Annotated in this window: 20 protein-coding genes and 2 pseudogenes; 18 read left to right on the top strand and 4 right to left on the bottom strand. The window is 41.0% G+C overall.

Annotated elements, in window-relative coordinates; genetic code table 11:
* The first annotated feature begins 328 nt into the window (after window positions 1-328).
* From CLI64_RS18890 to CLI64_RS30885, 5 genes are all read left to right on the top strand, one after another.
* Window positions 329-601 carry a hypothetical protein gene (locus tag CLI64_RS18890; RefSeq protein WP_103138645.1) on the top strand — a complete coding sequence of 91 codons (273 nt, stop codon included), beginning with the start codon at window positions 329-331 and terminating at the stop codon, window positions 599-601.
* Between the two features lie 17 nt (window positions 602-618).
* Window positions 619-1284 (top strand): ABC transporter ATP-binding protein, encoded by a 666-nt coding sequence (locus CLI64_RS18885; RefSeq protein ID WP_103138644.1) that lies wholly within the window; start codon window positions 619-621, stop codon window positions 1282-1284.
* 146 nt (window positions 1285-1430) lie between these two features.
* Complete coding sequence (locus CLI64_RS18880) at window positions 1431-1877, top strand: DUF2358 domain-containing protein (RefSeq protein ID WP_103138643.1); 447 nt, start codon at window positions 1431-1433, stop codon at window positions 1875-1877.
* A 515-nt stretch (window positions 1878-2392) separates the two neighbouring features.
* Window positions 2393-3160, top strand: a complete 768-nt coding sequence (locus CLI64_RS18875; RefSeq protein WP_103140794.1) for a D-Ala-D-Ala carboxypeptidase family metallohydrolase — start codon at window positions 2393-2395, stop codon at window positions 3158-3160.
* A gap of 11 nt (window positions 3161-3171) precedes the next feature.
* Window positions 3172-3342, top strand: a complete 171-nt coding sequence (locus tag CLI64_RS30885; protein WP_157943298.1) for a hypothetical protein — start codon at window positions 3172-3174, stop codon at window positions 3340-3342.
* Between the two features lie 82 nt (window positions 3343-3424).
* Here CLI64_RS30885 and CLI64_RS18870 read toward each other — a convergent pair whose 3' ends face one another.
* The 3 genes from CLI64_RS18870 to CLI64_RS18860 all read right to left on the bottom strand — a co-directional run bounded on the left by CLI64_RS18870 (window position 3425) and on the right by CLI64_RS18860 (window position 6705).
* Window positions 3425-3838, bottom strand: a complete 414-nt coding sequence (locus CLI64_RS18870; protein ID WP_103138642.1) for a hypothetical protein — start codon at window positions 3836-3838, stop codon at window positions 3425-3427.
* A gap of 202 nt (window positions 3839-4040) precedes the next feature.
* The gene (locus CLI64_RS18865) at window positions 4041-5636 is read right to left on the bottom strand and encodes a nickel-dependent hydrogenase large subunit (protein WP_103138641.1); all 1596 of its coding nucleotides are present in this window, start codon (window positions 5634-5636) and stop codon (window positions 4041-4043) included.
* 106 nt (window positions 5637-5742) lie between these two features.
* Window positions 5743-6705 carry a hydrogenase small subunit gene (locus CLI64_RS18860; RefSeq protein ID WP_103138640.1) on the bottom strand — a complete coding sequence of 321 codons (963 nt, stop codon included), beginning with the start codon at window positions 6703-6705 and terminating at the stop codon, window positions 5743-5745.
* A 654-nt stretch (window positions 6706-7359) separates the two neighbouring features.
* On the opposite strand from CLI64_RS18860, the gene CLI64_RS18855 reads away from it, so the two are divergent.
* From CLI64_RS18855 to CLI64_RS32200, 3 genes and pseudogenes are all read left to right on the top strand, one after another.
* Complete coding sequence (locus tag CLI64_RS18855; protein WP_103138639.1) at window positions 7360-7599, top strand: hypothetical protein; 240 nt, start codon at window positions 7360-7362, stop codon at window positions 7597-7599.
* An 87-nt stretch (window positions 7600-7686) separates the two neighbouring features.
* Window positions 7687-7911 carry a hypothetical protein gene (locus CLI64_RS31640; protein ID WP_103138638.1) on the top strand — a complete coding sequence of 75 codons (225 nt, stop codon included), beginning with the start codon at window positions 7687-7689 and terminating at the stop codon, window positions 7909-7911.
* Window positions 7912-8168: 257 nt separating this feature from the next.
* Window positions 8169-9265, top strand: a pseudogene (locus tag CLI64_RS32200) (ISAs1 family transposase).
* On the opposite strand, the pseudogene CLI64_RS18830 reads toward CLI64_RS32200, so the two are convergent.
* Window positions 9231-9995: pseudogene (locus tag CLI64_RS18830) on the bottom strand (hydrogenase); the annotation flags it as partial. The pseudogenes CLI64_RS32200 and CLI64_RS18830 sit on opposite strands and share 35 nt — an antisense overlap.
* A 646-nt stretch (window positions 9996-10641) precedes the next feature.
* Here CLI64_RS18830 and CLI64_RS18825 point away from each other — a divergent pair.
* The 10 genes from CLI64_RS18825 to hypE all read left to right on the top strand — a co-directional run bounded on the left by CLI64_RS18825 (window position 10642) and on the right by hypE (window position 19515).
* Complete coding sequence (locus CLI64_RS18825; protein ID WP_103138636.1) at window positions 10642-11622, top strand: hypothetical protein; 981 nt, start codon at window positions 10642-10644, stop codon at window positions 11620-11622.
* 26 nt (window positions 11623-11648) lie between these two features.
* Window positions 11649-11885: a hypothetical protein gene (locus tag CLI64_RS18820; protein ID WP_103138635.1), complete on the top strand. Its 237-nt coding sequence runs from the start codon at window positions 11649-11651 to the stop codon at window positions 11883-11885.
* A gap of 13 nt (window positions 11886-11898) precedes the next feature.
* Complete coding sequence (locus CLI64_RS18815; protein WP_103138634.1) at window positions 11899-12123, top strand: hypothetical protein; 225 nt, start codon at window positions 11899-11901, stop codon at window positions 12121-12123.
* A 66-nt stretch (window positions 12124-12189) separates the two neighbouring features.
* A complete protein-coding gene (locus CLI64_RS18810) occupies window positions 12190-12666 on the top strand; it encodes a NifU family protein (protein WP_103138633.1) in 477 nt (158 codons plus the stop codon).
* Window positions 12667-12777: 111 nt separating this feature from the next.
* On the top strand, window positions 12778-13959 hold the full coding sequence (locus tag CLI64_RS18805) for a hypothetical protein (RefSeq protein ID WP_103138632.1): 1182 nt from the start codon (window positions 12778-12780) through the stop codon (window positions 13957-13959).
* The gene (hypF, locus tag CLI64_RS18800; RefSeq protein WP_103138631.1) at window positions 13949-16372 is read left to right on the top strand and encodes a carbamoyltransferase HypF; all 2424 of its coding nucleotides are present in this window, start codon (window positions 13949-13951) and stop codon (window positions 16370-16372) included. Before CLI64_RS18805 ends, hypF begins: the two co-directional genes overlap by 11 nt.
* A gap of 116 nt (window positions 16373-16488) precedes the next feature.
* Window positions 16489-16755 (top strand): HypC/HybG/HupF family hydrogenase formation chaperone, encoded by a 267-nt coding sequence (locus CLI64_RS18795; RefSeq protein WP_103138630.1) that lies wholly within the window; start codon window positions 16489-16491, stop codon window positions 16753-16755.
* Between the two features lie 165 nt (window positions 16756-16920).
* Window positions 16921-18054 (top strand): hydrogenase formation protein HypD, encoded by a 1134-nt coding sequence (gene hypD, locus CLI64_RS18790; RefSeq protein ID WP_103140793.1) that lies wholly within the window; start codon window positions 16921-16923, stop codon window positions 18052-18054.
* 53 nt (window positions 18055-18107) lie between these two features.
* Complete coding sequence (locus tag CLI64_RS18785) at window positions 18108-18323, top strand: 4-oxalocrotonate tautomerase family protein (RefSeq protein ID WP_066380276.1); 216 nt, start codon at window positions 18108-18110, stop codon at window positions 18321-18323.
* 88 nt (window positions 18324-18411) lie between these two features.
* A complete protein-coding gene (hypE, locus tag CLI64_RS18780) occupies window positions 18412-19515 on the top strand; it encodes a hydrogenase expression/formation protein HypE (protein WP_103138629.1) in 1104 nt (367 codons plus the stop codon).
* Window positions 19516-19527: the final 12 nt, after the last annotated feature.

The following is a 19527-nucleotide window of genomic DNA, read 5'->3' as shown; positions in this document are numbered from 1 at the left end:
ACGGGTCTACCTGTAGGCTGGCACGATTTAGCTGCCTACAAGAGTATTACCAGGTTGTCAACCTAGTTTACAATTTTTTACTGACTCTAATAATTCTAGGCGCAAATCGTTAATTTTTCCAGGGATATTTGTGAGAAATTTATTTTTGATACAGAAATTTATTTATGGGACGTGGGGAATACAAGAGGAATTGGTGCAGGGTGCAGGATGCAAGGGGGAGAAAAATTTCCTCATTTCTCCCTGCCCCCTGCCCCCCTGCCTCCTGTTTCCCATTCCCCATTCCCTAACGCTAAAATGAGTCCTACAGTTATATGTAGTTACTTGCTAAATGTTTACCATTGACTTAAGCATCAGAAATACTGCTTTCCCTGTATCAGTTCAACGGAAGACAGCAGAGGACGCAGAGGCGGTTTATCAGCTGATTTTGGCGGCTATGCGTTCTGGTAATCCTGACATTGTAGAACTCAAGTGTGAAGGGAAAACAGAGAAGAAAATAGCTGTGCGTGCTAGTGAAATTTCTGGAGTCCAGATTACAGAAAAAGATGGCGCGACTACCAGTAGCGGTAAACCACCAGGCTTTTTTGCCTTAGCTGCTGAGTAAGCCAAGCAGGTGTATTCATGGCAGAAGCGGGCATTATCGTTAAAGATTTAAAGTTCAATTGGCCTAATGGTGACACAGCAATTGCATCTTGCTCTTTGGAAGTTCCCAGGGGTGAGTTTTGGATGCTATTGGGTACAAATGGTAGTGGTAAATCTACTCTACTTCGTCTGTTGGCGGGGCTTCTCGCTCCCACTTCTGGAGAAATTCAGGTTTTGCATCCTGTTGGCTTTGTTTTTCAAAATCCTGATCATCAATTAGTGATGCCAACGGTTGGTGCAGATGTGGCTTTCGGTTTGGTGGAGGAAAAACTGCCAATTGCAACGGTGAAAGCTAGAGTCAAAGACGCGTTGGGGGCAGTAAATTTAGGTGCTTTCCAGTTACGCCCGATTTATGCCCTTAGTGGCGGACAAAAACAACGGGTAGCAATAGCAGGTGCGATCGCTCGTCACTGTGAAGTCCTATTATTAGATGAACCCACAGCTTTACTCGATCCAGATAGCCAATTGGACTTAGTCGCTAGTGTCCGCACCCTGGTTAAAAGTAGGGGAATCACTGCTTTATGGGTGACACATCGACTAGACGAATTGAATTACTGCGATGGTGCTTTTCTACTAGAAAAGGGTCAACTCGTAGATAGCGGTGAACCCCAGAGACTTAAACAACGCTTGATGGAACATCGGTAGTAGGGACAATTCAAAATTCAAAATTCAAAATTCAAAATAAAAGAATTTTAGTATTTTGAATTTTGAGTTTTTTCTGTTCATTAGCTAATAGAATATTAATGGTTATCCTGCTGTTGGTCTTTCAGTAAAAATAGAGGATAAATTTTGTGGAATCTCGCTTAGAAATCGAACAAGTAATTAAAATTCTACAACAGGATTTACCGACTCTGTTTGAGAAAGATATCTCTTACGACATCTACACCCAAGATATTTACTTTCAAGACCCTGTAAATAAATTTAAATATAAGTTTAATTACCGCATTATATTTTGGACTTTACGATTTCATGCGCGTTTATTTTTTACGGAAATATATTTTGATGTGCATGAAGTCTATCAATCAGCTACAGATACTCTTATAGCAAAATGGACAGTCAGGGGTGTTTTGCGTGTTCCCTGGAAAGCGCGAATGTTTTTCAATGGTTATTCAACCTACAAGCTCAATGCTAATAATTCAATTTACGAACATATTGACACTTGGGATAGGAAACCTAGTGAAATTCTCCAGCAGTTTTGGCAAAAAGGAGAAAAATCAACATGGAAGTCTGAAACATAAGAGGGTGTTGGAAAAGTCGTGAATATATCAAATATTTTTACCTCACCCTAACTCTCGCCTTTCTCCTTTGAAATGAGAGGAAACTAAATTTTCTTGTTTCCCTATTTCTCTGCTACGGTGTACACAAGTTGCTGAAGTACACTTAGTCAATTAACCTTGAATATGTCAAGATATATTTGTCAAATTTAATACTATTTTAAGCAAAGTCAAAAATACTAAAACTTAGCTATGTTCAGGATATAGGCAAATGTAACGGTTAATTTAGGAATTAACTATGTATAATTTATGCCGTTATAATAATAACTGGATACTACTCAGAAATACGAGCAAGGCAAGAAAAGTGGTTAAAAACGTTAGATTTTAGAACTTTTGGCAATAAAGTTACTTCAAAATCTAGACAAATAATAAAGAAAACAGCAAGAGAAATGGTGTTGTTTATTTTATGTTTTACTCGTATTTGGGCTAAAAAATCACTAAAAAATCAAATCAATAACCAAAAAAAAGGAGAAGCATCTATGCCAGATACTGCCGTAGAATTTCCTAATTTAGAAAAATTTCAATCTGCCAATACCACAGTTAAATTCGCCGAAGCTGATCCTGAACTTATTAAAGAAATTCAGACTTTACTCACTACCAAAGGATTATATAAAGGGAAGGTTGATGGTATTGTTGGCGAACTCAGTCAAAAAGCGTTTGCAGAGTTTAAAGAAAGTGTTTGGCTAGATTCTCCCGATATGTTGGGGCCAACTACTGCATCGGCTCTATTAGAAATAGCAGAAAACCATCAGACTATTGAAGAACAAACTCAACAATTAAAACCTTTACCAGCATCAACTATAGGTAGCAAAACGGGACGTTCTTTGAAGTTAGTTACAGGGGAATTAGTTTACGAAAACGAACTGATAATTGCTGGTATTCCTTTAACTTGGGGGGAAGTGACAAAAGGATGTGATCCAGAACGTAACCCAGAATCAAAAACAATTATTAACAACATTATCAAAGCAGCTAAAGGCTTTGGCAAAATCCGTGATAAATATGACAGTCCTATTTCTATCAATTCTGCTTATCGTCCACAATCTGTAAATCGTCGCATAGGAGGCGCGCGTTATTCTCAACATATTAATGGTTTAGCTTTGGATATTTGTCCTGTAGATGGTAACTTTAAAAGGCTACTAGAAATTTGCCGCGCGTCTGATTGTACGGGATTAGGTAGAGGAATGCACAGAGGTTTTATTCATTGTGATTGGCGGCCGGGTGGTCGGGTAGTTTTTGACTATCCTTAATTAGTTAGAGTATGGAGTGTAGGTGTTTAAAATACTTACACCTCCATATTATTGAGCAAATAACTGATAAATATAGAATATCTGAGTGCGGTGCGATCGCCTCCGGTGAAGCTTCATCCATCGCACTTGTTGGTATTTTACAAGCGATACCTCCGGCGGGCTACGCCTACGCTTCTAGCTAAAACTATGCTTGTGTTGGGAAGAGAGATCACATTGATCGCTGTTCTCAAAGCGATCGCCTGTCATGGTTATTTTTTGCGATCTCTACTGTCTTTCAATTTCTTCTACAAGCAACCCACCTGATTCTAATAATTGGCGAGCTTCAGCCTTGGACATTTGGGCAGTGGCGATGAGGTCTGACCCTCTACCCAAACGTTGAAATACTCTAATAATTTTACCTTTCTCATCTTTTATAGTGACAAGGAAACTTTTCGTTGTAGTCATTACCCTGCCTGCTTCTATAATTTCGACTCCTTTACTTCTTGTCTGAACTACAAAGACCTGCCCTTCTTTTAGAACATCTGTGTCAACAATTTCATCAGCAGCTTTTGAGTTCTTTAGTGTAGAACTTGCTTGATGGCAATCTGAAGAATTCGCCGTAGGAGTTTTTACAAATAAAATACCAATCAGAACAATTACACTTGCAAGTGGAAGTACGTATAACTTTGAAAGTTTCATGTTCTTTGTTTACCTAGAGAGTTGTTCTTGCATTGTAGTTGAGGGCAAGCATATCTTGCCAACAGCACTCAGCAATTCTCAACCATGAAATATTAATGAGCTAATGACTAACTAAATCATAACTAGCCATTAGCCACTCATTAATTACTAGCAAACTCTCCGCGTACCTCCGCGCATACCTCCGCGCCACCTGCGTTTAAACTTAAGCAGTGCGGAAACGTGCCAACTCTTCGCCTGTCTTCGCATCGTGGGCGTGAACAGTACACACCAGACAAGAATCAAACGATCGCGCGACGTGTCCTACTTCCACCGGATCAGTAGGATCTTCAATCGGCGTACCAACCAAAGCCTCCTCAATCGGGCCGCGTACTCCCTCACTATCACGGGGGCCAACGTTCCAAGTAGTAGGTGCAATTACCTGATAGTTCTTAATCTTGCCACCTTCTACCTCTACCCAGTGACACAAAGAACCGCGCGCCGCTTCCGTTGCACCCCAACCGCGTCCGTCTTTTTCTGTGGGTTTAATATACCAGGGATCATTTAATACAAACTCACGCAGACAACGTTCAGCTTCGCGGTACAGTTTCACTTGTTCGTGAACTCGTGCTAGTTGACGCACATGGATATTTGCACCACCAAAATGCTTGAATACATCCAGGATGAAGCCATCGTAGTGTTGCCAAGACTCACCATGCTTACCACCAGCAACTAACTGTCTAGCTAAAGCACCAGCTTCTAAGCGTCCGAAGTCTTCGTGTTTAACTGCACTCGACCAAGAATAGGCATTATCGAAATCTTTAGTATTCTTCTGAGTGGGGTTGGTTGTCCGGTCAAAGGGATGGATATCTGCTGTGCCTTCGTCATACCATGCGTGTGTGGTATTCTCGCGAGCGAAGGTATGATCCATCAAAGTGTGAGTATCTGTGAGGCTGTCATATACACCGCTTTTCATGATCATCGCAGCGTTGCGGCTTTCAATGGTCGGCTTCTGGTATCTATCCTCATGAGGTAAATATCCCCAAGTGACGTATTTACCAACACCAGCACCGTATCTATCTAGACCGATATCTAGACCCATGCGCCAATAGAAACCCAAGTCTGACTCACGATGTTTGATGTCTTCATCTAACCAAGCCATGAAGTCATCGTAAGTTTTGATTTCTTCGTAACGTTCTAAAGAACAGCCCAACCATACAGGTTCTAACCAGTTGGTGCGGAAGTATTCTAGAATAGCCCAAGCGCGGGTGATGTCGGTTAACGTGGGGGCGCACATCACACCACCAGGAACCATGTAGCTAGAATGAGGCCACTGACCACCTAACAACGCATAGATTTCTACAGGCTTGGCAGAGATTGTCACGCCAAGTTCATAAGATTTACCTGTGAATGCGGCAAAGCGGCGGACAGCTTCATCATAGTAGCGACTGCTACGGTATTTTTTATTAGTTAAGTCGATCGCAAACAATCCATAAAAGTAACGGGGGATACTTTGGATAGTTTCGACAATTTGACCGAGGTTTCTAGCTAAGATGGCGTTGCGAGGTACTTCTGTACCCCAGGCTGTATCTAATGCCCAGGATGCACAAGTCAAGTGAGAACCGCCGCAAATACCGCAAATCCGAGGTGTAACAATTAACCCGGCTTGGGGGTCTTTGCCTCGGAGGATAATTTCAAATCCACGAAATAGTTCGGCGTGTGTCCAGGCGTTGACTACTTGTCCGTCGGCAATTTCTACCCGAACGTCTAAATCACCCTCGACTCTACCGACGGGCGAGATGTCTAATGTTTGTTTTCCCATGATTATTTGTCCATAGTCAAGAGTCAAGAGTCAACAGTCAGCAGTCAACAGTCAACAATCAATAGCCAAAAACCAGGACTATGGACTAATGACTATTGACTAATGACTAAACTGTAAAAAAGTCTTCTTCTGCCCAATGTGGGGCTGTACTCTTCGCAACCATCGTAAGTAAGGCGTAGTCTTTGGTTTTAACTCCTGGGGGTAATTCTTTGGGAACTCCCATGACAGTTTGAGTCTTAAAGACTGTACCTGGTTGGAGGTCATAGAAGGGAAATTCGGGTTCTGTACAACCTAAACAGGGCATTCCGGCGCGAGTCTTAGAGGAAACACGATTCCACAAGATACGGTTGCAGGAGGAATGGGTCATAGGCCCACGACAACCTAAGTCGTAGAATAAGCAGCCTTTGCGTTGACCGAATTCGGCAGTTGTGGCTTTGTAGGCAAAGTGGACGTTACGAGTACAACCTGTTTGGGTGTAGGTGTTGAAGAAGGTTTGGGGACGGTGCAGTTCATCGAGGGCGATGTCTCCAATCCGTCCAGTAGCGATCGCCACTAATATCTGCGTAATCCAGTCGGGGTGTGCTGGACATCCAGGAATGTTAATTACTGGTAATCCCGATTTAGCGACGAAGTCATTACCTAAGAAGCCGCCTTCTTGACGCTTGAGAAATTGCAATCCTTGGGATTCGCTGGGGTTGGGAGACATGGCTGGGATACCGCCCCAAGTGGCGCAGTCACCTACTGCAACAACGAAGCTAGCAACTTTGGATAGGTCAGTCAGCCAATCTTTCATCGGGCGATCGGCAAACCGATTCCATTCACCTGTACCGTTGGGGGCATTAACTACACTACCTTCAAATACCAAAATATCAAGAGGTATTTTGCCGCTAATGCAACTCCAAAGTAAGGTTTGTAAGTTGTTGCCTAGTTCCAATCCCAAGGAGGGATGCCAAAGTACCTTAATGCCAAAATCCGCAATTAAATCGCAGACTGTCGGTTCTTCGGCATTAAGAAAAGACATGGTGTTGCCCGAACAGGCACCACCTTGCAGCCAGAGTACGTTAGTCATTGGCTATTTATTTGTCTATGTGTTTACTATTTATGACGCAGGTGTTGACGCTTGTAGAGTTTCACCTGGTGATAAACTTGGAGTTTTAATTATTAAAATACGCTATTTTTTGCTTAAATTAGCTTTCATTAAAGAAAAATTAATATTTAAATAAAAATTAAAGCTAAATAATATTGGTACCAATAGTAATTTATCAGACAGATTTTTATTGATAAACATGAATAATGAGAGAGATTTTTTTGAGTATAAATACTAAAATTAAATTCATCATCAAACATTTTTGATCAACAAAATCCTCACTTTATTTAAAGAAGCTGGGGATTTGAGTATCTCGAAATCCTATAATAACAATTATAAACTGTTTAAACGGAAACGCAAACAGCAATTATCCTCTAGAATTTTAGAATCAGAATGTTTTATATTAAAGAAATAATTACTTAAATTATAACAGAATGGGCATGATAAGAAATTTTACCCATTCTACATTCCCAAATCAAAGGGGCATTCCGCTTCATCAATTTCCTATCTGTGTAAGTCAATATACCTCTCTGAAGAGACCAGAGATCAGGATTGTAGATTGTACAAGAAATATCAATCTATAAGTCAAAATTGACTTGCCCTATCCCCCATTATGAACAAGGAGAATCTACAAACATGAATGAATTGATCACAAGTATGGTGACAGGTGATTTAACTTTAGTTACAGGATTATTGTGGTTAGTTGTTGCGACAGTCATATCAATGATTGGTGGCGCAATTGGCGGAATGATATTAGCTGGAAAACATATAGGTTATAAATTTTCTGCAACATTGGGTGCATTATTTGCGCCAACTGGTGTAATTCCTACCATGATTATTGGGTTTGCTCTTTTAAGTGTAATTGGTAATTTTTAGCGATTAACTACAGGTGATTTCTACTACCTGTGATGAATAAAACAAACAAATTCTCTTGTCTGTAACCAGTTTTTCTTAGGAGGAAAAATGTTGAAATTAGGTTGGTATTCGGCAAAGTTATTCTTTCAAGGCAAACTACTACGAGACCCTCAGTATTTTATTCGACAAACCGCAATTGGTGTTAGTATCGGTTTGTTTGTGCTAATAATAGCCGCTCAATTAGCTATTCCTTTGTGTTTACCAATCACTTTGTCTAGCTTAACCACAGGCATAGTCATGCCTTTCCTTCTCAAAGATTTCAAAATGAAGTAAAAAATAGGGTTATTAGGGTGTAGGCGAGCGTTGCGGGGGTTCCCCCCGTTGTAGCGACTCCCGTACAGTCTGTGGAGCGAACGTAAGACCTGATAGGCATAAGTCTAAAGGGCAGTTGCAAAAAACCCGTAAGGGAAGGAAACAGAAACCTAAGTCGTGAGGCTTGGGAATCCCCCGCTATACTAGGGCTAATTCATTGTAATGAGAGAAAAATTAAACTAGAAATCATCCCGACCTCAAGTGTACTGTGGTGTGAAATGAGTAGTAGTTTGATAGCGGCATTACAAAGCATAGAAGACTATCGCGCTCCTCGTGGCAAACGTTATCCACTATGGGTAATGTTATTGCTAGTAATTTTAGGAACATTAAGTGAATGCTACGGATATACCGCACTAGAAGATTTTTGTGTACGACATTATCAAGGATTATGTGAACATTTAGGGGTCAAGTATAAGCGTTTGCCCAGTGATTCGACTTTTCGGCGGCTGTTTGAGCAATTAGACTTTGAAACACTGACAGAGAGCTTTGTTGGGTGGGCAAAAATCGATGCTGACATCCAAGCGGGAGAATGGTTAGCCGTGGATGGCAAAAGTATCAAAAGTACGGTCACTGGACACAATCAGTCCTACCAAAACTTTGTTAATGTCGTCTCTGTATACAGTCATCACAAAGGAGTGGTGGTAGCTTTGAAGCAATTCCAGAACAATGAACAAAGTGAAATCAAAGTCGTACAACAACTAATCCAGACTTTGGAACTGACGGGTGTAGTGTTGACCTTTGATGCTTTACATTGTCAAAAAAAACTTTGCAGTTAATTGTTAACAGTGGCAATGATTACTTAGTGGGCATTAAAGCCAACCAACCCAAACTCTTGAATTATGCACAAACCATTTCACAACAACTTCTCCCAGATGCTATCGACATTCAAATCGAACGCACACGCGGACGTATTATTCAACGTAGTGTCAAAGTCTATGAACTGATGGATGGCATTGACCCCAGTTGGGAAAAGGCGCAAAGCTTGATTGTTGTTGAGCGTCATGGTTCCAGAGATGGGCAATCTTTTGCAACTTTGAGTTACTACCTCAGTAGTCTCAAGACATCTGCTCTTCACTTTGCTCATGCTATTCGCGGACATCGAGATATTGAGAACGGATTACATTGGGTCAAAGATGTTGTTTTTGGTGAAGATACTGCTCCCATTCGTACTTACAATGCTGCTACTAACTGGTCAATCATTCGTACTTTCGTGATTAATCTGCTCCGTGGCCAGGGTTATCGCTCATTGACCAAAGCACTTCGATTTCTCTGCCATGATTTAAATCAGCTTTTTTCTCTTTTGACAATGAATTAGCCCTACGGTTGCAGGAGGAATGAGTCATGGGGCCGCGACAACCTAAGTCGTAAAATAGACAGCCGTTGCGTTGCCCAAATTCGGTAGTCCCGGCTTTGAAGGCAAAGTGGACGTTGCGGGTACAGCCGGTTTGAGTAAAACTCTTGAAGAAGGTTTGGGGACGGTTGAGGTCGTCGAGGGTGATGTCAGCTATACGTCCGGTGGCGATCGCCACTAAAATTTGTGTTATCCAATCAGGATGGGCAGGACATCCGGGTATATTAATTACTGGTAAGCCACCTTTAGATTTGTAGTCTTTACCTAAAAAGCCGCCTTCTTTGCGTTTGAGGAATTGTAAGCCTTGGGATTGGCTGGGGTTGGGAGTCATAGCGGGGATTCCTCCCCAAGTGGCGCAGTCTCCTACCGCAACGACGAATGCGGCTACTTTTGAAAGGTCACTTAACCAATCTTTCATCGGCCTGTCTGCAAACCGATTCCATTCCCCTGTACCATTGGGGGCATTAACTACAGTCCCTTCAAATACCAAAATATCTAAGGTGATTTTGCCGGAAATGCAATCCCGTAGGAGCGTTTGCAGATTATCACCAAGTTCGATTCCCAAGGAAGGATGCCACAGGACGTTAATACCAAAGTCGGAAATCAGATCGCAGACTGTGGGATCTTCCGCATTGAGAAATGACATGGTGTTACCAGAACAGGCTCCACCTTGAAGCCATAATACGTTAGTCATTGGCTTGTTGCTTCGTTTGTGTTGTTGTCTCTATATGGCTCAGAATCAATGAGACTTTTGGTGCAGATATTTTGAGGCTAAAAAGATGATCTTTGCTGATCCTATGAGGGAATGGTGACACACCTAAAAACTAGCCAAAACTCTTCTTGCTATCTGAGTTAACAAAATAGTTTTAGTTTCATGATTCTTGAGTATCGTTGATTTTTGCGTAAATATAGGGTCTAATTTATAAAAATTAATTACTTTATTTACACAAAAAAATATTTTTTCACTTATTTTTAAGTGGTTTATAACGGATTGTATTGGAGTAAAACCAGCGTAATATTTGCTTTTTAAGACAAAAACTGTAATCACAAATACAGTTATGAGCCTAGGAATATTGCGTATAAATATTTGTATCTATCCATAGATATATGAAGAAATACAAATCAATTAATTTAATAAAGAGTTTTTTGGTTAAAATTGCCTCAATCTATTCAAGAGTATCGAGTTAAACTACTTTTCATTGCAGTTGATCTCGCTCGGCAAACAGCAGCTGATATTACTGTATAAAGCAAGATAGAAATTAAAACTTTTGCTCACAGAAGCTGCTTACATCTAAGTGTATCAACCTTTTTTTATCCTCACATTTCATAAGTAACCTTAGATGACTCCCAGCCTTACAGATTCCACAGTTAAAGCCGCACTTGCAGCCATTACATCAGAATCAGCAACAACAGAAGAAAAAATCCAAATGCTGATTGAATTAGCACAAGGTTTACAGAAAAAACCGAAAACTCCCCAGGATTTATGGAATGCAGTGGAGTTATATCAACAAGCAAATAAACTTTGTGATGTTGATTATCCGCTTTGGAAGGCGCGATCGCAAGCTGGGATGGCAGGGGCGTTAAAGTCGATTCCTGATGTGGGGGCAGAATTATTATTAAGGGCGAAGGCTGGTTATGAGGAGGCTTTGCCAATATTACAGCAATTAGCTGCACCGGTAGAAGTCGCAGAAGCCCAGATGAATTTGGGACTGGTGTTACAGTCTTTAGTGCCATTTAATTTGGCGAGAGTAACAGACAGTATCGCTATTTATCAGGAAGCGATGCGGGTATTTACAAGCCAAGATTATCCACAAGAATACGCGATTTTATCAAATAATATTGCGATCGCTTATCTTTCCATGTCTGGGAATTCGGAACAGCAAAATCTCTGTGAAGGCTTGGCTGTGCAAACTTTTGAAGCAGCTTTAAAGCAGATTAATTTGATTGATCATCCCAGAGAATATGCGATGTTGCAAAACAACTTGGGTAATGCTTTGCAATATTTACAAAGTTCCCATCCAGTGGAGAATAATTTGCGAGCGATCGCAGCTTATAATGAAGCTCTCAAAGTGCGTAATGCTCAAGATACTCCTTTAGAGTATGCTAACACCATCGCCAATAAAGCTAACGCCTTATTTAATCTACCAGACGACCCAGAAAAACCAGAATTAGGTAATCCCAAGAATCTTTTACAAGCCCGTGATTGTTATCAAGAAGCTTGGGAATTATTTAGCCAGTATCAACAAACAGAACAAGCAGCAGCAGTTTCTCAGGCGTTGCAAGATGTCAACGCAGAAATTCGGGTGAGTATGAATCGTTAGTGCATCTTTATGAAGAGGGGAAAATTATGTCAGATTTAATGATAAGTTTGGCAGCAGGTGATATTAATTTCATCACTGGATTGGTTTGGGTGTTGATTGCGATCGCTTTATCAATGCTAAGTGGTGCTATTGGGTGTATCGTCTTAGCTGGTAAAGAGTTCGGTTATGAATTCTCGGCTATCATTGGTAGTTTTGCTGGCCCTGTTGGTGCAATTCCGGCGATAATTTTGGGGTTGGTTTGGCTGAGTTTTTTAATAAATTAATTCGGGGGAAATTATGTTGAAAATTGGGTGGTATTCTGCCAAATTATTTTTTGAAGGCAAGTTACTGCGTGATCCGATTTATGTGGTTAGACAAACTGTAATTGGGTCTAGTATTGGTTTTTTTACGTTTGTTTTGCTGGCTTTATTGCAGTTGCCTTTAGCATATGTTGTAGGGATTTCTAGTGTGGTTGCGGGTGCGGTTATGCCTTGGCTTTTTAAGGATTTGAAGATGAAGTGAGGTTGATTATGGGGTGTAAATCTCACGCAAAGGCGCAAAGGCGCAGAGAGAGGGAGAGGGTAATTCATGAGTGATTTAGAAGAATTAGTAACGGAAATTAACCGCTTTGAGGCGATTATCTCTAATTGGGATGAAAGTCAGCGTAGTGTAGCTGTTGGGTTTAAAAGGGCAATTGAAGATTTACATAAAGAAGCTTTGACGCGGTTAATTAAAAGTGTGAAGCAGGAATCCTTACCAGCACTACAAAATGCGGTTAAGGATGAAGTTGTCTACGGGGTTCTGCTTTATCATGAGTTAGTTAAACCGCCCAAACCACCACTTTCACAACGTGTCCAAGCCGCCCTGGATGGAGTGCGTCCAGGTTTGCAAAGTCACAATGGAGATGTGGAATTAGTAGCCATCAAACCACCTGATACAGTGGAAGTCAGGTTAATTGGTACTTGTAGTAATTGTCCGGCTTCTACTTTGACTTTATCCCAAGGAGTAGAACAGGCAATTAAAGAATATTGTCCGGAAATTACAACAGTAATTGCTGTGCGGTAGGAGATATTGATCAACTACAAAAAAATTGCGATCGCTGCTACATAATACAATTCGCTAATACGTTTCAATATTAGTTAGCAACACATCTCTACAATTTCCTGAAACCAAACCTTGCACATAGATTTAACACAAATTACCCCAAATTTACCCTTATCACCTCAAGGTGCAGAGGTGATTTTAGGTGATATTCTCAACCCAGAATTATTGGCGATTCCGTTAGCACCAACTCCTACCACAATGTTTGGCCCCCGTGGTGCTTGTTTAGTATCTGAAAACGGTTCATTATGGGTATCAGATACAGGACATCATCGCTTATTAGGATGGCGTAATTTACCGACAAAAGATAGTCAACCGGCTGACTGGGTAATTGGACAGCCAGATTTTTATCATGAAGGACAAAATGCTAAAGGTACACCAGGAAGAAACACTTTTAGCGTACCGACGGGTATTTGTGTGTGTGGCGAAGGTTTAGCCGTAGCAGATGCTTGGAATCATCGGGTTTTAATTTGGCATAAATTACCAGAAGATAGTAATGTTCCTGCGGATTTAGTATTAGGACAAGCTAATTTTACTGACAATCAACCAAATAGGGGAAGTCATCAACCTGCGGCGCATACTATGCACTGGCCTTATAGTATTTTCTATCATCAAGGTAAGTTATTTGTAGCAGATACAGGTAATAGAAGATTATTAATTTGGCAGCAATTACCTACAGAAAATGGACAACCAGCTGATATAGTCTTAGGACAGCCGGATATGACATCTCGCAATGAAAATGGTGGTGGTTCTCCGACGGCGGCGAGTATGCGTTGGTGTCATGATATTGCAATTTGGCATGATAATTTAGTTGTCACCGATGCGGGTAATAATCGAGTGATGATTTGGCAAGGGATACCAACAGAAAATAATGCCCCTTGTGCGGTGGTTTTAGGACAGAAAAATTTTGATGTTGTAGAGATGAACCAGGGAGTTTATTTCCCTAGTGCGAGTAGTTTGAGTATGCCTTATGGTGTAGCTGTCGCTGGAGAATGGTTATTAGTGGCAGATACTGCTAATTCTCGATTGTTAGGATGGAAGCAGCCAGAGTCAATATTATCATTGCAGGGTGCTGTGGCAGATGGGATTGTTGGGCAAGACACCTTTCAAAGTAAAAGCGAAAATCGCAACTTCGGAACACCCACACGCCACAGCTTAAATTGGTGTTACGGAATAAAAGTTTGTGGCAAAACGGCGGTAATCTCGGATTCTGGCAATAACCGAATTTTGCTATGGCGGATGAACTATGGCGACTGAAGAAATTAGAGTTCGCGGTACTGTACAGGGGGTAGGATTTCGCCCTACAGTTTATCGTCTGGCTAAAGCCTGCGGTTTGCGGGGAGATGTTTGTAATGATGGGGAAGGTGTGTTAATTCGGGTAGCCGGTGATGAAACTGAATTAACAGAATTTGTCACCAGATTACAGTCGGAATGTCCCCCGCTAGCAAAAATTACCGAACTCGTCAGAACTCCCTATCCAGGAGAGTTGAATTTTGATGATTTTGTCATCTCTGGTAGTGTTAGCGGTGTTGCTAAAACTCAAATTTCCCCTGATGCGGCGACTTGTCCCCAATGTCAGCAAGAAATTTTTGACCCCTTTAGCCGCTTTTATCGTTATCCTTTTACCAACTGTACCCACTGTGGCCCCCGTTTAAGTATTATTCGCGCCATTCCCTACGACAGATGCAACACTAGTATGTCTGCGTTTGTCATGTGTCCCAACTGCGAGGACGAATATCACGATGTCGAAAATCGCCGCTTTCACGCCCAACCCGTAGCCTGTCATATATGTGGCCCCCAAGCTTGGCTAGAACGGGCTGATGGTAAACCTGTGACGGCTTCCATGTTTTCAATGTTGGATGATGTAGACGCTGTTTGTACCTTACTGCAAAAGGGTGAAATTGTTGCTATTAAAGGTATAGGCGGTATTCATCTGGCTTGTGATGCGACACAAGAAGCAGCTGTACAAAAATTACGTCAGCGTAAAAAACGTTATGATAAACCCTTCGCCTTGATGGCGCGAGATATTGCCATTATTGAAGAATATTGTTTTGTTAATGATCAAGAACGCGAATTATTAACAAGTCCAGCCGCACCTATTGTATTGTTACAAAAAAAGGGACTGGGGACACATCAATTCAAAATTCAAAATTCAAAATTCAAAATTAAAGAACTGCTTACTCAGCACTCACAACTCAGCACTCAGCACTTTATAGCCCCTTCCGTAGCACCAGGGCAAAATACTCTGGGTTTCATGCTACCTTATACACCTTTACATCATTTAATTTTGCGGCGGATGAATCGTCCGATTGTATTAACTAGTGGTAATCTTTCGGATGAACCGCAATGTATAGATAATGATGAAGCTAGAGAAAAATTAAGTCACATTGCTGATTATTTTCTCTTACATAATCGAGAGATTGTCAATAGAGTAGATGATTCTGTGGTGCGGGTTGTTGATGATAAATTACAAACAATTCGTCGGGCTAGAGGTTACGCACCAGCACCGCTAAAATTACCACCAGGATTTGATAATGTCCCGCCGATTTTAGCAATGGGGAGTGAGTTAAAAAATACCTTTTGCTTATTAAGAGAAGGGGAAGCTATTCTCTCACAACATCTAGGAGATTTAGAAAACGCGGCAGCGTTGAATGCTTATCAAGATACACTCAATTTATATTTAAACTTATTTGAACATCAACCACAAGCGATCGCAGTCGATTTACACCCCGAATATCTCTCAACAAAACTCGGTCAAGAACTCGCCACAGCAAACAATCTCCCCGTTTATTCCATCCAACATCATCACGCCCATATCGCCGCTTGCATGGCAGAAAATAGTATTCCCCTAGATACAAATCCCATTTTAGGTATTGCTTGCGATGGTTTAGGCTATGGCGCAGATGGTAAACTGTGGGGAGGAGAATTCTTACTAGCTGATTATCGCCAATTTCAACGCCTTGCCACCTTTAAACCAGTAGCAATGATTGGCGGTGAACAAGCAATTTATCAACCTTGGCGAAATACCTACGCCCATTTACTTGCGGCTAATCTTTGGGAAGATTGCCAACAAAAATATAGTGATTTAGAAATCTTAAAATTTTTAAATCAACAGCCCATAAAACTGCTGAATCAGCTTGTAGAAAAAGGTATTAATGCCCCCTTAGCTTCTTCAGTCGGAAGACTATTTGACGCTGTGGCGGCGGCTATTGGCATTTGTACCGCAGAATGTAGCTATGAAGGACAAGCTGCGATCGCACTTGAAGCCATAGCCGATATTCACACATTAAATAATCCTAAAGAAACTGCAAACTACCCTTTTCGTCTGAGCTTTTTCGATAGTATTTATTGTATAGAGTCCAGCCCCATGTGGCAATATTTACTTAATGATATTAAGCAACAGACACCCCAGCCAATCATAGCCGCTAAATTTCATCAAAGTTTAGCTAATGTCATTGTAGAAATGGTTAAACTCCTACATCAAGAACACACATTTAATCAAGTTGTATTAACCGGAGGAGTATTTCAAAACACAATTTTATTAAACCTAGTAAAAAGCCAATTAAAAAAACTACAAATAAACATCCTCACCCACAGCCTAATTCCCACGAACGACGGTGGTTTATCACTAGGACAAGCCCTAATCACCGCCGCCATCAAAAATTCATAAATCCCCACCCAAAAACCCCTCTTATACCTTTGCGTCTTTGCGCCTACTGCAAGCGGAACGCCAAGGGCGAATGCGTGATAAAAACTCTTCCTCCCACCCCACCAAGGAACATAAAAATGTGTTTAGGAATCCCCGGACAAATAGTAGAAATCAGTGACACTAACCAAAAACTAGCCATAGTAAACATTGGTGGAGTCAAACGCCAAGTAAACATCGCCTGCATAGTAGACGAACAACATCCCCCCGAATCATGCGTAGGAGACTGGGTATTAGTTCACGTTGGTTTCGCCATGAATAGAATCAACGAACAAGAAGCAGCAGAGACGCTTAAATTATTAGAAGAAATCGCGTTAGTGACAGGAGGCAGTGGGGCAGGGGGCTAATTAATTCAAAATTCAAAATTCAAAATTCAAAATTCAAAATTAGAGAACCTGGGCAGGGGGAGACAAGGTAGACAAGGTAGACAAGGGAGAAATATTTACGTCAATGCCCAATACCCCATGCCCTATTTCCCGAACCCTATTCCCTATTCCTTATTCCCTAAAATTATGAAATACGTAGACGAATTCCGCGAACCAGAAAAAGCCGAAGCCTTACGCCGGGAAATAGAAAAATTAAGTTCCCAAATAGATAAACATATAAAAATTATGGAAGTATGCGGCGGGCATACCCATTCTATTTTTAAATACGGTATCGAAGAAATCTTACCAGCAAACATTGAACTAATTCACGGGCCTGGTTGTCCAGTGTGCGTCATGCCCAAGGGTAGATTAGATGATGCGATCGCGATCGCTCAAAATCCCAATGTCATTTTAACAACCTTTGGCGACACCATGCGCGTCCCCGGCTCTAAATATAGCCTACTACAAGCCAGAGCCGCAGGCGCAGATATTCGCATGGTTTACTCACCTCTCGATAGCCTACAAATTGCTAAAAATAACCCCGATAAAGAGGTAGTATTTTTTGGTATTGGCTTTGAAACTACAGCACCTAGCACCGCTTTTACCATCCTCCAAGCAGCCGAGGAAAATATTCAAAACTTTAGTATGTTTACGAATCACGTTCTAGTGATTCCAGCTTTAGAAGCATTATTAGATAACCCAGACTTACAACTAGATGGATTTGTCGGGCCTGGTCATGTCAGTATGGTAATTGGTACTGCACCTTATGAATTTATTTCCCAGAAATATCATAAACCCATAGTTGTCTCAGGTTTTGAACCCTTAGATATTCTCCAATCAATTTGGATGTTATTACAGCAACTAATAGAAAATCGCTGTGAAGTCGAAAACCAATACAATCGATTAGTCCAAAAAGAGGGAAATCAAATAGCACTAAAAGCCATGAATCAAGTATTTGCAGTCCGCGAAACTTTTGAATGGCGTGGCTTAAATGAAATCCCCAACTCCGGCTTAAAAATTCGCCCAGAATATGCCCAATTTGATGCGGAATTAAAATTTACCATTCCTAACCAAAAAATTGCTGACCACAAAGCTTGTCAATGTGGTGAAATTCTCAAAGGAGTGCTGAAACCTTGGCAATGTAAAGTTTTTGGAACAGCTTGCACACCCGAAACCCCAATTGGGACTTGCATGGTTTCTTCTGAAGGGGCTTGTGCCGCATACTATAAATATGGCAGATTTTCGACTGCAATGCCACAAAGAGCAGTCACATCTCCATAACCTCCAAAAAGCAGCGATACACTCCACACAACAACACTGCGAGGAACATTTGTATGCCATTTGTCACCGTAAAAATTGCCAGAGGACACTCCATCGAAAAAAAACGGCATTTAGTAGAAGCCATTACTAATGCGATGGTTGCAGCATTAGATACTAAGCCTGAATGGATTACAATTCACATCGATGAATTTGAGCGGGAAAACTGGGCTGTTAATGGTATTTTACACTGCGATCGCCATCGTGGTAGACACGATGAAACAGGTAGATAAAACTGACAAATAAATAGTAAGGTGTGTTACCAAATATGTAACTCACCTTACCCTAATATTCCATATTAAAAACTGCGAATTATAAAAAATGGATGTTTCAAAAACCAACTCAATACCTAACCCACTATTACAAAAAATCACCCAAAATCGTCGTCGCCATCATCCAATCAAAGATACACAGATTACCCTCGCACATGGTAGCGGTGGTAAAGCGATGCGCGACTTAATTGATGATATTTTTGTCAGTAGTTTTGATAACCCCATTCTCTCGCAATTAGAAGACCAAGCCAGCTTTAATTTATCTCAACTTTTACTACAAGGAGATAGACTAGCTTTTACTACCGATTCCTATGTTGTAGATCCCTTATTTTTTCCTGGTAGCGATATCGGAGAACTAGCAATTAACGGTACAATTAACGATTTAGCAGTCAGTGGTGCTAAACCCTTATATTTAACTTGCAGCGTCATTTTAGAAGAAGGATTACCCACAGAAACTTTGCGGCGCGTTGTCAATAGTATGAAAACAGCAGCACAACAAGCACGAGTACAAATTGTCACCGGAGATACTAAAGTTGTACATCGTGGCGCGGCGGATAAATTATTTATTAACACGGCTGGAATTGGCATTATCCCTACAGGCGTTAACATTTCCGCCCATAATATTCAACCTGGTGATGCCATCATTATTAATGGTGAACTAGGAAATCACGGTGCAGCAATTTTAATTGCCCGTGGAGAATTAGCATTAGATACAAACATCGAAAGTGATTGTCAGCCATTACATGAATTAGTCGCCACTATCCTCAATGTTTGCCCCGAAATCCACGCTATGCGCGACGCTACAAGGGGAGGATTAGCCACAGTTTTAAATGAATTTGCCTCAACTTCTAATGTCGGTATTCGCATTAATGAAGCATCTATTCCTGTGCGGGAAGAAGTTCAAGGAATGTGTGAGATTTTGGGATTAGACCCTTTATATTTAGCCAACGAAGGCAAATTAGTAGTAGTAGTTAAAAGTGAACAAGCCGAAACAGTTTTAGCGGCTATGCAGTCTCATCCATCTGGTAAAAATGCTTGTATTATTGGTGAAGTTATTGATTCACCGCACGGTGTAGTTTTATTAAAAACTGCCTTCGGTACAGAAAGAATTATTGATATGTTAGTTGGTGATCAATTACCCAGAATTTGTTAATCAAGAGTAAAT

This window comes from Nostoc sp. CENA543, assembly GCF_002896875.1.
Taxonomy (GTDB): domain Bacteria; phylum Cyanobacteriota; class Cyanobacteriia; order Cyanobacteriales; family Nostocaceae; genus Trichormus.
This window is presented reverse-complemented; position numbering and strand designations above follow the sequence as displayed.

Coding starts and splice junctions, on each gene's coding strand:
- CLI64_RS18860 (WP_103138640.1), bottom strand. CDS start 6,705: ATGACTAACGTACTCTGGCTGCAAGGTGGTGCCTGTTCGGGCAACACC.
- CLI64_RS18820 (WP_103138635.1), top strand. CDS start 11,649: ATGTCAGATTTAATGATAAGTTTGGCAGCAGGTGATATTAATTTCATC.
- CLI64_RS18875 (WP_103140794.1), top strand. CDS start 2,393: ATGCCAGATACTGCCGTAGAATTTCCTAATTTAGAAAAATTTCAATCT.
- CLI64_RS18865 (WP_103138641.1), bottom strand. CDS start 5,636: ATGGGAAAACAAACATTAGACATCTCGCCCGTCGGTAGAGTCGAGGGT.
- hypE (WP_103138629.1), top strand. CDS start 18,412: ATGGATGTTTCAAAAACCAACTCAATACCTAACCCACTATTACAAAAA.
- CLI64_RS18855 (WP_103138639.1), top strand. CDS start 7,360: ATGAATGAATTGATCACAAGTATGGTGACAGGTGATTTAACTTTAGTT.
- CLI64_RS18815 (WP_103138634.1), top strand. CDS start 11,899: ATGTTGAAAATTGGGTGGTATTCTGCCAAATTATTTTTTGAAGGCAAG.
- CLI64_RS18890 (WP_103138645.1), top strand. CDS start 329: ATGTTTACCATTGACTTAAGCATCAGAAATACTGCTTTCCCTGTATCA.
- hypF (WP_103138631.1), top strand. CDS start 13,949: ATGGCGACTGAAGAAATTAGAGTTCGCGGTACTGTACAGGGGGTAGGA.
- CLI64_RS18870 (WP_103138642.1), bottom strand. CDS start 3,838: ATGAAACTTTCAAAGTTATACGTACTTCCACTTGCAAGTGTAATTGTT.
- CLI64_RS18795 (WP_103138630.1), top strand. CDS start 16,489: ATGTGTTTAGGAATCCCCGGACAAATAGTAGAAATCAGTGACACTAAC.
- CLI64_RS30885 (WP_157943298.1), top strand. CDS start 3,172: ATGGAGTGTAGGTGTTTAAAATACTTACACCTCCATATTATTGAGCAA.
- hypD (WP_103140793.1), top strand. CDS start 16,921: ATGAAATACGTAGACGAATTCCGCGAACCAGAAAAAGCCGAAGCCTTA.
- CLI64_RS18785 (WP_066380276.1), top strand. CDS start 18,108: ATGCCATTTGTCACCGTAAAAATTGCCAGAGGACACTCCATCGAAAAA.
- CLI64_RS18810 (WP_103138633.1), top strand. CDS start 12,190: ATGAGTGATTTAGAAGAATTAGTAACGGAAATTAACCGCTTTGAGGCG.
- CLI64_RS18885 (WP_103138644.1), top strand. CDS start 619: ATGGCAGAAGCGGGCATTATCGTTAAAGATTTAAAGTTCAATTGGCCT.
- CLI64_RS18825 (WP_103138636.1), top strand. CDS start 10,642: ATGACTCCCAGCCTTACAGATTCCACAGTTAAAGCCGCACTTGCAGCC.
- CLI64_RS31640 (WP_103138638.1), top strand. CDS start 7,687: ATGTTGAAATTAGGTTGGTATTCGGCAAAGTTATTCTTTCAAGGCAAA.